This window comes from Pseudomonas sp. PDM05, from assembly GCF_014851685.1.
Lineage (GTDB): Bacteria > Pseudomonadota > Gammaproteobacteria > Pseudomonadales > Pseudomonadaceae > Aquipseudomonas.
In genome coordinates this window covers 1,016,175-1,031,500 of sequence record NZ_JACVAC010000001.1, presented here as the reverse complement: position 1 = coordinate 1,031,500, position 15,326 = coordinate 1,016,175, and the positions used below count along the sequence as shown (strand labels likewise).

General features: G+C 56.1%; 14 protein-coding genes, 1 tRNA gene and 1 pseudogene. 5 read left to right on the top strand and 11 right to left on the bottom strand.

The genetic code is table 11. From position 1 onward, the window contains the following. Positions 1-278 precede the first annotated feature (278 nt). Positions 279-368, top strand: a tRNA-Ser gene (locus IB241_RS04790). 342 nt (positions 369-710) lie between these two features. Then, positions 711-2,573, top strand: coding sequence for a DUF262 domain-containing protein (locus IB241_RS04785; protein WP_318652582.1), 1,863 nt, complete (start codon positions 711-713; stop codon positions 2,571-2,573). Positions 2,574-2,732: 159 nt separating this feature from the next. Here IB241_RS04785 and IB241_RS27485 read toward each other — a convergent pair. Together IB241_RS27485 and IB241_RS04780 are read right to left on the bottom strand one after the other, a co-directional pair. Further along, a pseudogene (locus tag IB241_RS27485) lies at positions 2,733-3,139 on the bottom strand (site-specific integrase); the annotation flags it as partial. Between the two features lie 1,418 nt (positions 3,140-4,557). After that, complete coding sequence (locus IB241_RS04780; protein WP_192297195.1) at positions 4,558-4,827, bottom strand: short-chain dehydrogenase; 270 nt, start codon at positions 4,825-4,827, stop codon at positions 4,558-4,560. A gap of 251 nt (positions 4,828-5,078) precedes the next feature. Between IB241_RS04780 and IB241_RS04775 the strand changes: the two genes are divergently transcribed. Then, positions 5,079-5,537, top strand: coding sequence for a DUF2442 domain-containing protein (locus IB241_RS04775; RefSeq protein ID WP_192297194.1), 459 nt, complete (start codon positions 5,079-5,081; stop codon positions 5,535-5,537). Positions 5,538-5,574: 37 nt separating this feature from the next. On the opposite strand, the gene IB241_RS04770 is transcribed toward IB241_RS04775, so the two are convergent. The 5 genes from IB241_RS04770 to IB241_RS04750 form a co-directional block, all read right to left on the bottom strand. Continuing rightward, on the bottom strand, positions 5,575-5,976 hold the full coding sequence (locus IB241_RS04770) for a c-type cytochrome (RefSeq protein WP_192297193.1): 402 nt from the start codon (positions 5,974-5,976) through the stop codon (positions 5,575-5,577). A gap of 30 nt (positions 5,977-6,006) precedes the next feature. Then, positions 6,007-7,047, bottom strand: a complete 1,041-nt coding sequence (locus IB241_RS04765) for a DMT family transporter (RefSeq protein WP_192297192.1) — start codon at positions 7,045-7,047, stop codon at positions 6,007-6,009. 86 nt (positions 7,048-7,133) lie between these two features. Further along, positions 7,134-7,793: a M24 family metallopeptidase gene (locus tag IB241_RS04760; protein ID WP_192297191.1), complete on the bottom strand. Its 660-nt coding sequence runs from the start codon at positions 7,791-7,793 to the stop codon at positions 7,134-7,136. Between the two features lie 157 nt (positions 7,794-7,950). After that, positions 7,951-8,529 (bottom strand): DUF4337 domain-containing protein, encoded by a 579-nt coding sequence (locus tag IB241_RS04755; RefSeq protein ID WP_192297190.1) that lies wholly within the window; start codon positions 8,527-8,529, stop codon positions 7,951-7,953. 54 nt (positions 8,530-8,583) lie between these two features. Beyond that, entirely contained in the window at positions 8,584-8,949 is a 366-nt protein-coding gene (locus IB241_RS04750) for a DUF2784 domain-containing protein (RefSeq protein ID WP_192297189.1), read from the bottom strand. Between the two features lie 110 nt (positions 8,950-9,059). Here IB241_RS04750 and IB241_RS04745 point away from each other — a divergent pair, with 110 nt between their 5' ends. Next, positions 9,060-9,746: an HAD-IA family hydrolase gene (locus tag IB241_RS04745; protein WP_192297188.1), complete on the top strand. Its 687-nt coding sequence runs from the start codon at positions 9,060-9,062 to the stop codon at positions 9,744-9,746. Between the two features lie 132 nt (positions 9,747-9,878). Here IB241_RS04745 and IB241_RS04740 read toward each other — a convergent pair whose 3' ends face one another. Continuing rightward, positions 9,879-10,625, bottom strand: coding sequence for a 3-oxoacyl-ACP reductase family protein (locus IB241_RS04740; protein WP_192297187.1), 747 nt, complete (start codon positions 10,623-10,625; stop codon positions 9,879-9,881). A gap of 126 nt (positions 10,626-10,751) precedes the next feature. Between IB241_RS04740 and IB241_RS04735 the strand changes: the two genes are divergently transcribed. Beyond that, positions 10,752-11,675, top strand: a complete 924-nt coding sequence (locus IB241_RS04735) for a LysR family transcriptional regulator (RefSeq protein WP_192297186.1) — start codon at positions 10,752-10,754, stop codon at positions 11,673-11,675. Positions 11,676-11,798: 123 nt separating this feature from the next. On the opposite strand, the gene IB241_RS04730 is transcribed toward IB241_RS04735, so the two are convergent. The 3 genes from IB241_RS04730 to IB241_RS04720 all read right to left on the bottom strand — a co-directional run bounded on the left by IB241_RS04730 (position 11,799) and on the right by IB241_RS04720 (position 15,285). Then, positions 11,799-12,527: an aspartate/glutamate racemase family protein gene (locus IB241_RS04730; protein WP_065873911.1), complete on the bottom strand. Its 729-nt coding sequence runs from the start codon at positions 12,525-12,527 to the stop codon at positions 11,799-11,801. 13 nt (positions 12,528-12,540) lie between these two features. Next, entirely contained in the window at positions 12,541-14,067 is a 1,527-nt protein-coding gene (locus tag IB241_RS04725) for an NCS1 family nucleobase:cation symporter-1 (RefSeq protein ID WP_192297185.1), read from the bottom strand. Between the two features lie 483 nt (positions 14,068-14,550). After that, positions 14,551-15,285, bottom strand: coding sequence for a phosphoadenylyl-sulfate reductase (locus tag IB241_RS04720; protein ID WP_105522965.1), 735 nt, complete (start codon positions 15,283-15,285; stop codon positions 14,551-14,553). Positions 15,286-15,326 lie beyond the last annotated feature (41 nt).

Genomic DNA, 15,326 nt, shown 5'->3' with positions numbered 1-15,326 from the left:
ACGTTACCCACCCCACCCGCCCCGGTAAAGCGCCATGACTGACTACCCAGTCAGACTTTTCCCGCTCACCCAGCGGCGGACGGCCTAGGGCGGGGCACAACAGCCGCCCCAGACACCCGCCGACGGTGCCTGAGAATGGCAGAAACACCACCCCTTGCCGGGCATGCAATGGCATATCCCGCTAAGCGCATGAAAATTCTGAAAAAAACCTTTGCCATCGGAAAGGCTTTCGACTACATTAGCGCGCCTCGACAGACTGAACTGGTTTGACGAGATACGGTGAAGTGTCCGAGTGGCTTAAGGAGCACGCCTGGAAAGTGTGTATACAAGAAATTGTATCGAGAGTTCGAATCTCTCCTTCACCGCCACATTAAGTAAACACAAACCCCTGATTTTCCTAGAGAAAGTCGGGGGTTTGTGGTTTTTGGCGTCTGAGAAATGGCTATATGGGACTGATATGGGACTGGCAGACGTTTAAGGGAGTCATTTGATTGACCTAGTTGCGCCTCAATGTGTCGATCCAGGTGGCGTTCGTGCATGATGGTGTCGGATCAGTGCTCGTTCATTTTTGACCACGGTTGACTTTCGGTAGAATCAACGCTTCGGGTGATGAGAAACACACAATGTGACGGCTCCCTGAATTTGGCTAGGTGCGTGCTGGTGTGTTTGGCGTGTCATTTGTGTACGGTTGGATATGTAGGTGGTAGACCGTGCTCCTACTGCTGTTCTTACAAAATGTAGTGAGCTTCGAAAGGAATCTAAATTTACTGGAGGTTGGTATGGCTTCACCACAGCAAGAGCTAATCGTTAGGGGCGAGCAGGTTGAGCGTATTTACATAAACTATGTAGATAGAAAGTACGTCGTGAATCGGCGCTATCAGCGGAAGCTGATCTGGACCATCGAAGAAAAGCAAAATTTCATTGATTCCATAATTAGCGGGTTTCCTGTACCGATTATCTTGCTTGCGGATCCGCAAGATAATCCAGCGGGCCATTTGGAAATCATTGATGGCATGCAGCGCATGGATGCAATTACGTCATTTATTAGTAATGACTTTGCTGTCGATGATACTTTTTTTGATTTGAATACATTTGCTACAACAAAGGATATGCTGGATCGAGGTGTCTTGGTACAGCGTACTCCATTAATGTCGCGGGAAAAATGCCTTTCGATAGCGGCCTATCCCGTTCCACTTTCTATTTACGAGTTTGCTGATGGAGAGTCAGTTGATGAGGTGTTTAGGCGGATTAATTCGGGCGGCCGTCAACTGTCTCGTCAAGAGTTAAGGGTGGCAGGTGCTACGAACGCTTTCGCTGATTGCGTCCGCGTGGTGTCTTCAAGGATTCGCGGTGATACTTCTAACGGCGTTTCGCTCTTTTTGAATGAAATGAAAAAAATTAGCATCACTAATAGAGAACTTTCTTACGGGATTAATGCAGATAATGTCTTTTGGGTGTATCACGGGATCTTAACAAAAGATCATCTTCGACAAAGTCGAGATGAGGAGCTTGTTGCTGACGTGATTGCCTATATGGTATCTGATGGGCCGGTCGCGTCTAGGACTGAGTTGTTTGATGATTATTATGGTGCCAGAGTCCCCCTTGAAGGTGGGAGTCTTGATAGGTTTCGATCCATGGATCAGGCTATTCGGCGTCGAAATCCTGATTTAGTAGATCTTGATTATCAGCGCACCCATGATGCTCTTGTATTAATGCTGGTTCAGGCAGGGGTGTCTTTCTACCAGCTGTTATTCCCTGGCACCGGAGTAGGGAATCCTATTCCTCGATATTTTCAAGCTGTGTTCTTGGCAATGCATGACCTAATCGTCAGAAAGGGCATGGTGGTAGCTGATAGGGCTGGTGTAATCGTTGCTTTAACGAATAAAGGTAAAAATATTGTAATTCAAGAGGGTGGTCGCTGGGGGGCTGAAAATAGAGCCGCAGCGGTAAATACTGTTATTGGTATTATTCAGCAGTACTTTGAAGCTGATTCGAATCCGGATCCTGCGAAAGTTCACTGGGTGACCAAACTACAGAATTTGCTTACGAACTCTAAAACTGAGCAAGCTGCGTTTGACTTTAAGCAAGGCTTTTTGGAGCTTTCTGAAAGCCCTAAGTTTGATGATGGATCTTTTGACAAGATTTTGGAAACCTGTGCTGCGATTGCAAATATTCAGAAGGGGCACAAAGGATATGTGGTTGTAGGTGTTGCTGATAACGCTCCAACTGCGTTACGTGTAGGTAAACTCTTTGGTGTTGAGCCACTGTTGTTTGGAGAGTTTCATGTTACAGGTGTTGAGCATGAGGCCAAGTGTCTAGGTAAGAATTTAGATCAGCTGTTTCAAATGATAACTGATCGCATTAATCGCTCAGAGCTTTCTGAACCATTGAAGTCATATGTTGGTACGCATATGAAATGTGTAAGTTATTTTGATAAAACAGTTTTTGTCCTTGAGGTAGAAGGGCAGCAACAGCCATCGCTCTATAAAAAGAAATACTTTACAAGGCGTGGTGCGCAAGTCATTGAGCTGGAGCCTGAAGATTTTCCAAACTTATTCTCAAGGTTTCGATAGATTTTTAAATCTTTAGTAGTGCGCCCTTACGATAGGGCGCATTTCTTGAATAGGACGTTTTTCTTCGCAAAAGTTTGTTAGGTTGGGTTCTGAGAGGACGATGCTGTGGGCTATCCGTAATGCTGCACTCGTTTTACTTAAGTGCACTAGCATCATCCGTTATAGTTGCAATGCCAACTGCAACATGCCGACAACAACCGGCCCATCTTCATTGATCCACGTCCCGTAATGCTGACGGATCATGTTCCCGTTGGTATTTCCCATTTGTTCGGCTATCTAGTCTATCGACGCTATCCCTGTAGTTAGCAGCTGACTGGCATAAGTGTGCCTGCACTGGCCAGGCCCACGATAGCGAACCCCGGCCGCAAGCAAATGAGTCTTGAAAAGCCTACCACGTACCACGAAGTCGCTGACGTGCGGCAGGCCGCTTTTCGTGTTTAGGAAGACGAAGTGCAGTTTGTGTTGTCGCACCGTCTTGTTGTCTCGCTCAACAATATCAACGGTTTCCTCCTTCTTTTCCGGTTCAGTGCGTTGATCTTCTGCAACGCATCCCAGGCAGGGGCAAGTGTGACTAGATGGAGTGCATAGAGATGTATAGATCTTAGATGAATGAGGAGTTCATGCTTTGTTACTCTTCTTTCTGATTTAGAAAGGTGCTCCATAAGTTTAATTGTGTTGTTGTTTAGGAAAAGGCATGATATTTTATTTGCTTTTTCGGAAATATCTGAGGTAACTGTTTTAGTGATTGAATAACTGGAAAGGGTATGTCTGAAATGTCTCGACCTACAAGGTATTGAACAGTTCTGAGTGCTAAGCAGCGAATATAATACTTGAAAAGACTGTTTCATACGATTTTATCTCCTGAAAAATAAAGCTCGCGATATCCTTCCAAAGGGTCGTTTAGTTGTTCGGGTGAAGCAAAATAAATGTATTGTCCTTCAAGCTCTCCAGTGCTTTTGCTGTTTCCAGGAAGTCGCTCAGCTGACCTAAAGCGATATAGGAATTCTGTCATTTCACCCTTCTTTGATGTGTCTCTATGTTGGTTAATAATTAAGGTGGCTCTTTTTTCTAAAGTTATAAAGGGCTTTGGTGTACGCCGTGCTCGCTGTACAACGTTTTATCTTTGCCAAAGATCCGTTAATAAATTTTTAGGGACGTTGTTGGAGACACACGGGAGCGTTCGTGCAGGGCCCTCTAGCTCTATCCGACCTTTGTCTTAGATGAGGCTTAAGATTACACTTGGTGCGTTGTCTAAGCGGAGTTCTCGGGTATACAAACGGCTTTCCGAAAAATCATCCCTTCAAAGAAAAAACAGATGAAAAAACACTTATCCCCCTCCCTCCGATGGGCTTTGTTTCCCTTTTTTGTGCAAACAGGTAGTGGGGTGCAAACGTTGCCCCGGCCCAAGCCCGCTGCGGGCTCTGGGGGATGCTTCGCAATTGCACGGAGTGTAACGCTTTGCAAAAAAGATCAGTGGCCTTGCACATACGTCACGGGGTGGCAGGGGAGTGGTCACGCAGATGAGGTGCCCCGTTTACGGGGGCTCTAGTTGTGAAAACGTGCTGAATACGGTGTTTTCATTTTTGGAACCGTTCATGTCAGGGCTCAACCAGCCGCTATCGAACCCTACGCAAAAACGACTGTGAGGCCCAGCCTGTCGAGGTTTCCAGCATTTTTAGGCACTGCACAGCATCGCCATCAATTTCCGGCTGTTATTGCCAATCCGGAGTGTGTGGAAAAAATCTCTGAAACGATGGGCGGATGGCTTTTTTCCAGGCGAGGGGTGGGAAAAGGGTAATTTAGTAATTGGCAGGTCATAACGGGCTGCAGCCCTTATAAGCCGGGGGCCTCGGTTTCGAAAACCGCGAACGGGTAGTTTCGAATCTCTCCTTCACCGCCACATTCGATGTAAACAAAACCCCTGGTTTCGAGAGAAACCAGGGGTTTTGTGATTTCTGGAGTCTGAAAATTTACGTCTTTTGGATTACGCGTGCGTCGTATCCATGCGCTGTCCAATGACATCCAGCAAATCGCACCCGTCGCGTAACGGAATTGCGCAGAGCAATGCAAAGTCGCTAAGCACGACGGCATCACTGCTGACCTCGCCTCTCAGGGCAAGATTTTCAAGAACTTGGGTTACGGCGCGGATTCGATAGGTTGCAGCGTCCAGGAGGATGTCGAGAGGTGCAGTGGAATCGACAAAAAGTGCAGGAGTGGCGGTGTCGTTGCTGGTAAGTGCTATGTATGGGTTCATGGGTCAAGTCCGTTCGATCAGAGGGATATTTGCCACCCATTCTTGTATTCGGGTCGCCAAACCCGGTCGCCATTTGCGCGACCGAGCGACTATAGGCTTGGTGATTTTGAAGTGGCAGAGCGGCTCTTCCGAGAGCTTTGTAAGGCGTTGCGCAAATTGCTGATTTTGGTCGATGAGTTTGAAGTCAGCCGCCTTTACTCCATTAAAAGCTTAGGCGCGTATGGGATGAACAAAGCCCGAGGAACTGACTTATGACCAGCAAGCTTCGCATCTCTGCTGTGCAACCCGTTGCCGGCAAGCAGGCTCTTGAGATTGAGTGGAATAACGGCAAGCGGCACACCGTCGATCTCACCGATCATATAAATACTTTCCCCATCCTCAAGCCGCTTTTGGATTTAGCTCTCTTCGGCCAAGTGAAAGTCGGCGAATGGGGCTTTGACGTGACATGGGGCAATGACCTTGAACTGTCAGCCGTCACGCTGCATCGCCTGGCATTGGAGCAGTCGGGTGAGGTCATGCTTACGCAGGATTTCAGAGCGTGGATGCTTAGTAACAACCTGTCGCTTTCCGCTGCGGCGGTGGAGTTGGGTTTCTCTCGACGGACCATCACCGCGTATAGCAGTGGCGCCGCTTTGATCCCCAAGCATGTGGGGCTTGCGTGTTTGGGGTGGGAGTATGTGCATCGGGGGCACACGGGTCAGCAAGCCTGAGTGAGGCGGCCGAGACAGCCGCCTCTTGCTCCAAAACTCATCGCCCCTTCGCAATCACACCACTCATATACTCATTCAAATCGCGAAAATCCTGAACACTCCAAGCGTGCGGCGGCACCTTCATGCCATTCTCCCGTAGCGTCCTTGGAATCAGGTCTCCATTGGGCCGAAGTATGACCGAAGACACAATGACGCCCGGGTAGTCGCTCATGCGTTTCTTGAATGCGCGTGTTGTCAGGTCCGGGGTAGGAGGATTGCTCTTATTGGCCAGGGGCCCCGTGGCCTTGAGATCTGCTCCGTGACACATGGCGCAGCGTTGTGAATAGAGGTTCTTGCCATTGATGTTATCCGCGAAGGACAGTGGTGCGTGAATCAGCCAGGCCAATCCAAATGAAGCAATGAGTGAAGCTCTCACGGGTATACGTCCTTGTTTTGTCATTGGGGCTGGCTTTGCAGGGGCCAAGGCGCCTCAATGCCTATGTCGATGATGCACATCCGGAAAATGCGCGTGACTATGCCGCACCGGGCTGTGGATATGCACATGGTTATGCGGCACTGCCGGGTCCCATTCAAAGTCGTGTTCGTGCTGGTGATGCTCGTCATGCACGTGGCGGTGCCCGTGTTCCATTGCCTCATGTTGATGGTCATGGGCGTGCCGCTCCGTCAGGTGTAGCCACACGCCGATGGCCATCAGTGCCGATGCTGCCCAGAACGCCAGTGTCACCGATTCCCCCAGCACCAGCAGCGCTGTCGCCGCGCCGAGGAACGGTGCCGTGGAAAAGTAAGCGCCGGTCCGCGCACTGCCGAGCCCGCGCAGGGCCAGGACAAACAGGACCAGGCTGATGCCGTAACCCAGGAACCCCACCAACAGGATCGGCGTCAGCTGCGCCAAGCCCGGCATCTGTGCGCCGAGATAAACCGCCAGGCTGCAATTGACCAATCCGGCCATCAGCCCTTTGGTGCCGGCGATGAACACGGCGTCAGACGCGGAGACCTTGCGTGTCAGATTGTTATCAATCCCCCAGCACAAACACGCCAGTGCCACCGCGAACGGCCCGGTCCAATCCTGCTGGTCGCCGCCATCGCCTGCGCCGGATAGCGCCAGGCCACCCAGTACGATGGCAAACATGCCGAGGACGATGCGGCGGTCTGCGTTTTCTCTGAACACCAGCCAGGCGATCAGCGCGGTCAGGACTGACTCGAGGTTGAGCATCAGGGAGGCCGTCGCGCCAGAGGTGCGGGTGAGGCCGAACATCAGCGCAACCGGGCCGAGGATGCCGCCGAATGCAATGGCACCGAGTAGCCAGGGCCATTCTGCTGGGCTCAGGCCGCTGGGTTTCCAGCCGCGATCACGGATCAGCCGCACGCTGGCGAGTCCGACGCCGCTGCCGAGGTAGAGCAGGCCGGCAAGCAGTAGGGGCGAGAGGCCCAGGCCGAGGCTTTTGGCGAGTGGGGTGCTGGCGCCGAAGAGGGCGGCGGCGGCCAGGGCGTAAACGATGCTGAGGTTCATGGGGCGTCCTCGAAAGTAGGCCCCATGATACGACTTATGGGGCTTTATTCATGCCCGCACGTGAACCAGGCTGCGTCCTTTACGCGTCAGGCGAGCAAGTCTTCGTAGAAGGCGCCGTAGGGTTTGCTCGGGTGGGCGATCTGGATTTCGAGGATCCACAACCCGGCATTCGGGTAGTGCTCGAAGTCGCCAAGGTCGCCGCCACGGTGGATGGCGTGGGGGAAGTCGCTGACGCGGTGGCCCTTGATGTCGAGGTTCAATTGCCAGCCCATGGCCTGGGCTTGTGCTTCGGCGTAGCGGTACAGCTCGAGGCCGACGACCTGCTCGTTTTTCCAGCGTGCCTGCACGCGGTCGAAGAGTTCCTTGGCCGCGCTGGCGCAGGCAATCATTTCCGGGTCGTTGCCGGTGGCGAACGTGGCGCCGGCATCACCTTCGTGGCCTTGCCACACGGCGCCCATGTCGATAAAGAAGATGTCGTCTTCGCCCAGCACCGGGTCACCTTCGGAGCGCTGGTTGAATGCCTTGAGGGTATTGGCGCCAAAGCGCACCAGCAGCGGGTGCCAGATGCGTTGCATGTCGAGATCGGCGAGGACGTGCTTGCCCAGTTCGCGGGCTTGGGATTCAAGCATGCCGGGGCGGATGCGTTGGGCGAGTTGTTCGATGGCTTGCCAGGTCATGGCCTGGGCGTAGCGCATGGATTCTATGTTGTAGGCGGCGCCCACGGCTTCCTTGGGTTGTGCGGTCACCAGCGGTTCCTCGGCTTGTGTCGGTTTGTCGTTATGCTTTTTACTATATAGCGATGGGGTGGTGTAGTGACAGCGCAAATTGTGGGGGCTGACCCACCGTCATCGCAGGCAAGCCAGCTCCCACACAAGCCAGCTCCCGCATGGGGTTGGCGGGGTGTCAGATGTGCAGCCATGCGAGGCTGCCGAGCACGACCGCCACGCCCGCCGCCGCATACGACATGCGCTTCAACCACTCCTTCCTCGTCAATAACGTAATCGCCGCCAGCGAAATCGCGATCTGAATCGCGGTCATCGCCTGGGCCCAGCGGTGGTGCTGGTGCAGCGCCTGTTCCGACTTTTCATCCCATTCCTTCGAGGTGGCCTCAAGCTTCTCGGCTTGCTTGCGCACGTCTTCCTTCTGGCTTTTGTAGCGCTCGATCTCGTCCTTGTAATGCGCCGCGTCCACGCCGGGAATGTGGGTGGCCAGTTCCGCCAGGTTCTGTCGGCTGGATTTGGCCTGGTAGTAGTTCCATTGGTTGGCGGCTTCGGTCTTGATGATGGCGGCGTTGTTTTTGTCCATCGCCGCTTCGCTTTCGGTGGAGCCGGCCTGGTAACTGAGCATGGCGCCGAGGGTGGCCATGAGGGCCGTCATCACGGCGATGCGGCTGGCGAAATTGTCCCCGCGGGCGTGGGCATGTTCGGTGGTGTGTTCGATGTGTTTTTCGTGGGGGCTGGGGACTTCGAAGGCTTCGGACATGGGAGCGTCTATGAAGGGACTAAGGGCGTCTGATTCTTCACCAGCGAAGCTGTCTCAAGCCTGTACGTAACGTCGGATCAGCCAGCCGTACACCGCGACGTTGATCGCGACCACCACCGCGCCCAGCGCCAGTTGAATATCCGGCGTCAGCCCGGCGGGGTAGATCAGTGTGAGGATGTAATGCTCGATAAACCCGCCGCCATAACCATCCTGCCCGGCGAGGTGGCGAAACAGGTTTTCCCAGCGGGTCAGCGGGCAGGGCAGGTGCAGCAGCTCAACCGCGATACCCCAGGCCACGGCAGGCAAGTGCAGCCAGATCACGCGGCGCCACTTGAGGGCGAGCAACCCACCGAACAGCACGAACAGGATAAAGCTGAGGTGAAACAGCACCAGGCTGTCGGCGGCGAGACGGTAGAACATCGCGGGCACTTCAAAAGAAAGGGCGCACAGTCTAAAGGGTTGCCTGGCGGCAAGGGTGGCCGTTATTGTGCTGAATCCTTTTAGTCCTCCGCTCCCAAGGTTCTGTAGTGATGAATGCACCGCGTACCGCTGTCCCGATCAAGGCCGTGATTTTCGATATGGACGGGTTGTTGCTGGATACAGAAGGCATCTACACCGAAGTCACGCAGATCATCGCTGAACGCTACGGCCGCACCTATGACTGGGGGATCAAGCAGCACATCATCGGGCGTGGTGCCCAGGACCTGGCCGACTACGTGGTCAAGGCGCTGGATCTGCCGATTACCCCAGCGGAGTTTTTGCGGGTCCGCGAGCCCTTGATGAGCGAGCGTTTCCCCACCGCCCTAGGCATGCCCGGGGCCGAAGCGCTGGTGCGCCACTTGAAGGCGCATGACATTCCGATTGCCGTGGGCACCAGTTCGTCGCGCAATTCGTTTGGCCACAAGACTACGTTGCACCGCGAGTGGTTTGGCCTGTTCGACACCATCGTCACCGCTGACGACCCGGAAGTCGGCGCCGCCAAACCTGCGCCCGACATCTTCCTCACCGCCGCCCGCCGCCTGGGCATTGCACCCGAGGACTGCCTGGTGTTCGAAGATTCGCCGTTCGGCGTGACCGCCGCCAAGGCTGCGAACATGACCGCCATCGCCGTGCCGGATGAGGCCATGGCCGACAGCAAGTACCAGCATGCCGACCAGATCATCCGCAGACTTGCGGACTTTGACCTGGCGGCTTACGGCTTGCCGCCCATCCGCTGAATAAACGCGGTAAAAACTGTGGGAGCGGGCTTGCTCGCGAAAGCGCAGTGTCAATCAACAGATTGATCGACTGATCCACCGCTTTCGCGAGCAAGCCCGCTCCCACATTGGGTTTTGCAGTGTTCCAGCAAACTAGGCGCTGAAACCTCCATCGATGGTCAGGCTCGCCCCAGTGATATAACCGGCTTCCGGCCCGGCGAGGTACGCCACAAAACTGGCAATCTCCTCCACATGCCCATACCGCCCCACCGCCATCAGCCCGATCAAGCTCTCGGCAAAATCACTGTTCGCCGGGTTCATGTCGGTATCCACCGGCCCAGGCTGCACGTTGTTGATGGTAATCCCGCGCGGCCCCAGATCCCGTGCCAGGCCTTTGGTCAAGCCCACCAGCGCCGCCTTGCTCATCGCATACGGGCCACCGCCGCCAAAGGGCATGCGCTCGGCGTTGGTACTGCCGATATTGATCACCCGGCCGCCGTCTCCCATATGCTTGGCCGCTTCCTGGGTCGCAATAAACACGCTGCGCACGTTGATCGCCAGGGTCTGGTCGAAGTCTTCCAGTTTGAACGTTTCCAGCGGCGCGATGGCCAGGACGCCGGCGTTGTTCACCAGGATGTCCAGGCGGCCAAAGGCTTCGACGGTGGCGTTGACCGCGTTGCGGATCGCTGCGGCATCGGCGCTGTCGGCGTGGATCGCCAAGGCCTTGCCACCTTCGCTGATCACGCTGTTCTGTAATTCTTCAGCCTTGGCGGCCGAGCTCACGTAAGTAAAGGCAACCGCTGCACCTTGCGCCGCCAGGCGCTTGACGATGGCGGCGCCGATGCCGCGGGAACCGCCTTGAATCAAGGCGACTTTGCCGCTGAGGTTGTGTGTGGTCATGTCGATCTCCTAGCTGTTCAAGGCGGGATGCCTTGTTGTTGGAGCCGAGTATCGACCTCACCCACACCTATCGGTAGACCGTGATTGCTATAGTCTGTGTAAACCAAAAGTTTAGAGTGTGGCGATATGGAAAGCTTTGGCAGTATCGAATGCTTTGTGCGCAGCGCCGAAGGCGGCAGTTTTGCCGAGGCGGCGCGGCACCTGAGCCTGACACCGGCGGCGGTGGGCAAAAGCGTCGCCAAGCTGGAAGCGCGCCTTGGTGTGCGCCTGTTCCAGCGCAGCACCCGCCGCCTGACCCTGACCGAAGCCGGCAAGCTGTTCCTTGAAGAAGTCAGCGGCAGCCTCACCACCATCCAGAACGCCGTGGCCAACCTGGCCAGCGCCGAAGGGCGGCCGGTGGGCACGCTCAAGGTCAGTATGGGCACGGTGTTTGGCAACCGCTACGTGGTGCCGCTGTTGGGCGCGTTCATGGCGCGCTTCCCGGACATAAGCCCGGACTGGCATTTCGATAACCGCCAGGTCGACCTGATCGGCCAAGGCTTCGATGCGGCCATCGGCGGCGGTTTTGAACTGCCCCAAGGTGTGGTGGCACGCAAACTCACGCCCGCGCATCGGGTGCTGGTGGCCGCGCCGGATTACTTGGCACAACGCCCGCCTGTGCGGGCGCCCGAGGATTTGTCGCGCTGCCTCGGCATCCTGATCCGCTCACCGCAGACCGGGCGCATACGTTCCTGGCAATTGACCAGTATCGAGCGTGAGCACCGGCCGTTGGTGCTCAAGCCGAGCATGACCATGAGCGACTCCGAGGCCGCCTGCTGCGCCAGCGCCCAGGGTCTGGGCATTGCCTTGGTGAGTATGCCCATGGCTGTGCCGTTTCTGGACAGCGGCGCGGTGGTGCGGGTGCTGCCCGACTGGTACGTCGACGACGGCAACATCTCCATCTACTACGCCGAACATAAGCTGCTGCCTGGCAAGACTCGCGCATTTGTAGATTTCATTATCGAGCAGTTTGCCGAGCAGCAGTTGGGGCAGCGCTTCAGTGCGGTTTGATCCTCCTGGTGGACCGAGTCGCCTGCATCGCAGGCAAGCCAGCTCCCACAGGAGAATGCATTTCACAGTTGCACTGCGATCAACTGTGGGAGCCGGGCTTGTCGGCGATGCAGGCAGCTCGGTCTACCGGCCGAACTGGCCCGGCCAACCGATGACCTTCTTTGGCCTGGGGGTCGCATAGGTCCTGATCTTCGACGTCGACAACCCCAGTCGTACCAGCGACTCGGCAATCGTCACCGCCGCTGTCACCCCATCCACCACCGGCACGCCGGTGCGCTGGCGGATCTGCTCATCCAGCCCGGCCATGCCACCGCAACCCAGGCAGATCACCTCGGCCTTGTCCTCGCGAATGGCCAGTTCCGCCTGGCGCACGATGGCTTCCATCGCGGCCAACGGGTCTTCTTCCAGCTCCAGCACCGCCATGCCGCTGGCGCGTACCGAAGCGCAACGCTGGTAGAGCCCTGCGAGTTTCAGGCGGTCTTCGATCAGCGGCACAGTGCGGTCGAGAGTGGTCACCACCGAGTAGGCATGGCCGAGGAACATCGCGGTACTGGCGGCGGCTTCGGTGATGTCCACCACCGGCACGTTCAACAATTCCTGCAAGCCTTCGCGGCCGTGTTCGCCATAGCCGGCCTGAATCACCGCATCGAACGGTTGGTCGTAGGCCATCACCCGGTCCATCACCGCGATGGCCGCCAGGTAGCTTTCAAAGTTGCCCTCCACCGATTCCGCGCCGAAGTAAGGCGTGAGCCCGACAATCTCGGTGCCCGGCGCGGCCACGGCGCGTGCCTGCTGGGCGATGGTTTCGGTGATGGATTCGGTGGTGTTGACGTTGACCACGAGGATGCGCATGGAATGTCCTTGATTAATGGCTGACGTTATCGACGGCAATGCTTTCGCCACTGACATCGGCGTAGAACGGCTGGCGCTTGGCGATCAGCAGGTAGAGCAACCCTGCAATACCGGCGCCAAACATCCAGGAGAACGGTGACACGCTGGCGAAACCGGGCAGCAGGGCCAGGAGAATGGCGATCACTGCCGCAGGAACAAATGCCGCTACGGCACGCAGATTGACCCCGCGGCTGTAGTAATAAGCGCCATTCGGGTCTTCGCTATACAGTTGCAGCACATCTACCCGGCTTTTACGGATCAGCCAGTAATCGACCATGATCACCCCGTACAACGGCCCCAGCAGCGCGCCCAGGCCCGACAGGAAGTACACGATCACCAGCGGGCTGTTGTAGAGGTTCCACGGCAGGATCAGTACGGCCACGGTGGCGCTGATCAACCCGGCACGACGGAAGTTCAGGTACTTGGGCGCCAGGTTGCTCAATACAAAGGCCGGCGCGACAAAGTTGGCCATGATATTCACCGCCACGGTGACGATCAGGAACGCCAGGCAACCCAGGACCAGGAAGAAGGTGTTCGGGATGGCGGCGATGATTTCGGTCGGGCTTTCGATTACCCGGCCGTTGAGTTGGAATTGCCCGCCGCACAGCAGCACGGTGATCGCGGCAAACACCAGGATGTTCACCGGCAGGCCCCAGAAGTTGCCGACCTGGATGGTCTTGCGGCAGGGCGAGGAGCGGGCGAAGTCGCAGAAGTTGAGGATCAGCGTGCCGTAGATCGACAGCCACAGCGCGCCGCCCGCGAAGATATTGCGCCACATCTCACCACCGCTGAGCGGCTCGCGGATCGACCAGGCGATGCTGCCGCCGGTCTGGAAATACATCCAACCGGCCAGCGCGGCCACGGTCAGCAAAATCACCGGCCCGGCGAAGCCTTCGTAGCGGCGCACCATTTCCATGCCGTAGGCCAGGATCACCAGTTGCACCAGCCAGATCGCCACAAAACACGCCCAGCCCAGGGAGGACAGACCGAGGATCGAGTCGTGGTCATAGTCGGCAAAGCCTGGATGAATGGCGGTCAGCAGCACGCGGAAAACCACCGAGGCCAGGTAGGTCTGGATACCAAACCAGGCAATGGCGATGACGGCGCGGATCAACGCCGGAATCTGTGCGCCATGAATACCGAAACTGATGCGGCTGATCACCGGGAACGGCACGCCGGTCTTCTGCCCCATGTAACCCGACAAGTTCATGAAGAAATACACCAGCGCAGCGCCAATGCCGAGGGACAGCAATATCTGCCAGCCGCCCAGGCCCAGTGCATATAAGCCAATGGCGAATGAATAGTTGGCGATGTTGTGCACGTCGTTGGTCCATAGCGCAAAGATGCTGTAGCGCCCCCAGCGTCGCCCTTCGACTTTGGTGGGCGCCAGGTCCTTGTTGTGCAGGCGCGGGCTCAGCACCAGCGGGCCAGGGTCGACGGCCGCGGGGTGGAGGGCGGAGGGCAGATCCAGTGCGATGTTATTCGAGAGACTTGTACGCATTCCGGCAGGCTCCAGCACATCCGCAGGAGAGCCGCAGATGGCAAAGTGTATGTAGGTTTTGTATTTATTGTATACAAAGCGCTTTTCACCTTAAGCCACATGCGTGCCAGTTTTCGATCTATGAAAACTGTAGGTAATTTCGTTTTTGTAGGTGGGATAAATAAATGACTGAATTACAAGAAATATAAATTGACCGATTGAACAGCTATTTATTTTTTGGCGGGAAGAGGGCGATTCACGAACGGGAAAGATGGGCGGGAAGAGGTGTTACGTATTGGTGCGTACAAGCAAAAATTGCACACATAAATGGCACCGATAGTTACACGTGTGTGTACATCTCTAATGGCTAATACAAAACAAATGTGGGAGCGGGCTTGCTCGCGAATGCGGAGTGTCAGTTGATACATTCATCACTGATACACCGCATTCGCGAGCAAGCCCGCTCCCACATAAGCTCATTCCAGATTGTTTACTGCATCAGCCTCAAGCCTTGCTGATGATGTTCCCCGCATGCAGCCCACATTCCTTCTGCGTCGCTTCCTCCCACCACCAACGCCCTTCGCGCTCATGCTGGTTCGGCAACACCGGGCGGGTGCACGGCTCGCAGCCGATGCTGATAAAGCCACGCTCATGCAGGCTGTTGTACGGCAGTTCCAGCATGCGGATGTAGCCCCAGATCTCTTCGCTGGTCATCTGTGCCAGGGGGTTGAACTTGTACAGCGTGCGCTCTGGCGTGGAGAACGCCGAGTCGATTTCCAGCGCCGCTACCTGGCTGCGGGTGCCTGGGCTCTGGTCGCGGCGCTGGCCGGTAGCCCAGGCGCTGACACCGGACAGTTTGCGGCGCAGGGGCTCGATCTTGCGCACGCCGCAGCATTCGCCATGACCGTCCTTGTAGAAGCTGAACAGGCCCTTCTCCTTGACGAAGGGTTCCAGCTTGGTCTGGTCCGGCGAGATCAGCTCGATGTCGATTTTGTAGAACTCACGCACCTGCTCGATGAACCGGTAGGTCTCCGGGTGCAGGCGGCCGGTGTCGAGGCTGAACACCTTGACGTTCTTGTTCAGCTTCCAGGCCATGTCCACCAGCACCACGTCCTCGGCACCGCTGAAGGAAATCCACAGGTCATCGCCGAACTGGCTGAACGCCAGTTTGAGAATGTCCTGGGCGGACTTGTTGGCATAAGTCGCGGCGAGTTCAGCGACGTCGAAGGCTTGGTTCATCAGCACGGTTCCTACAAGGTCAGTGGCGCTAAGCGCTCTAT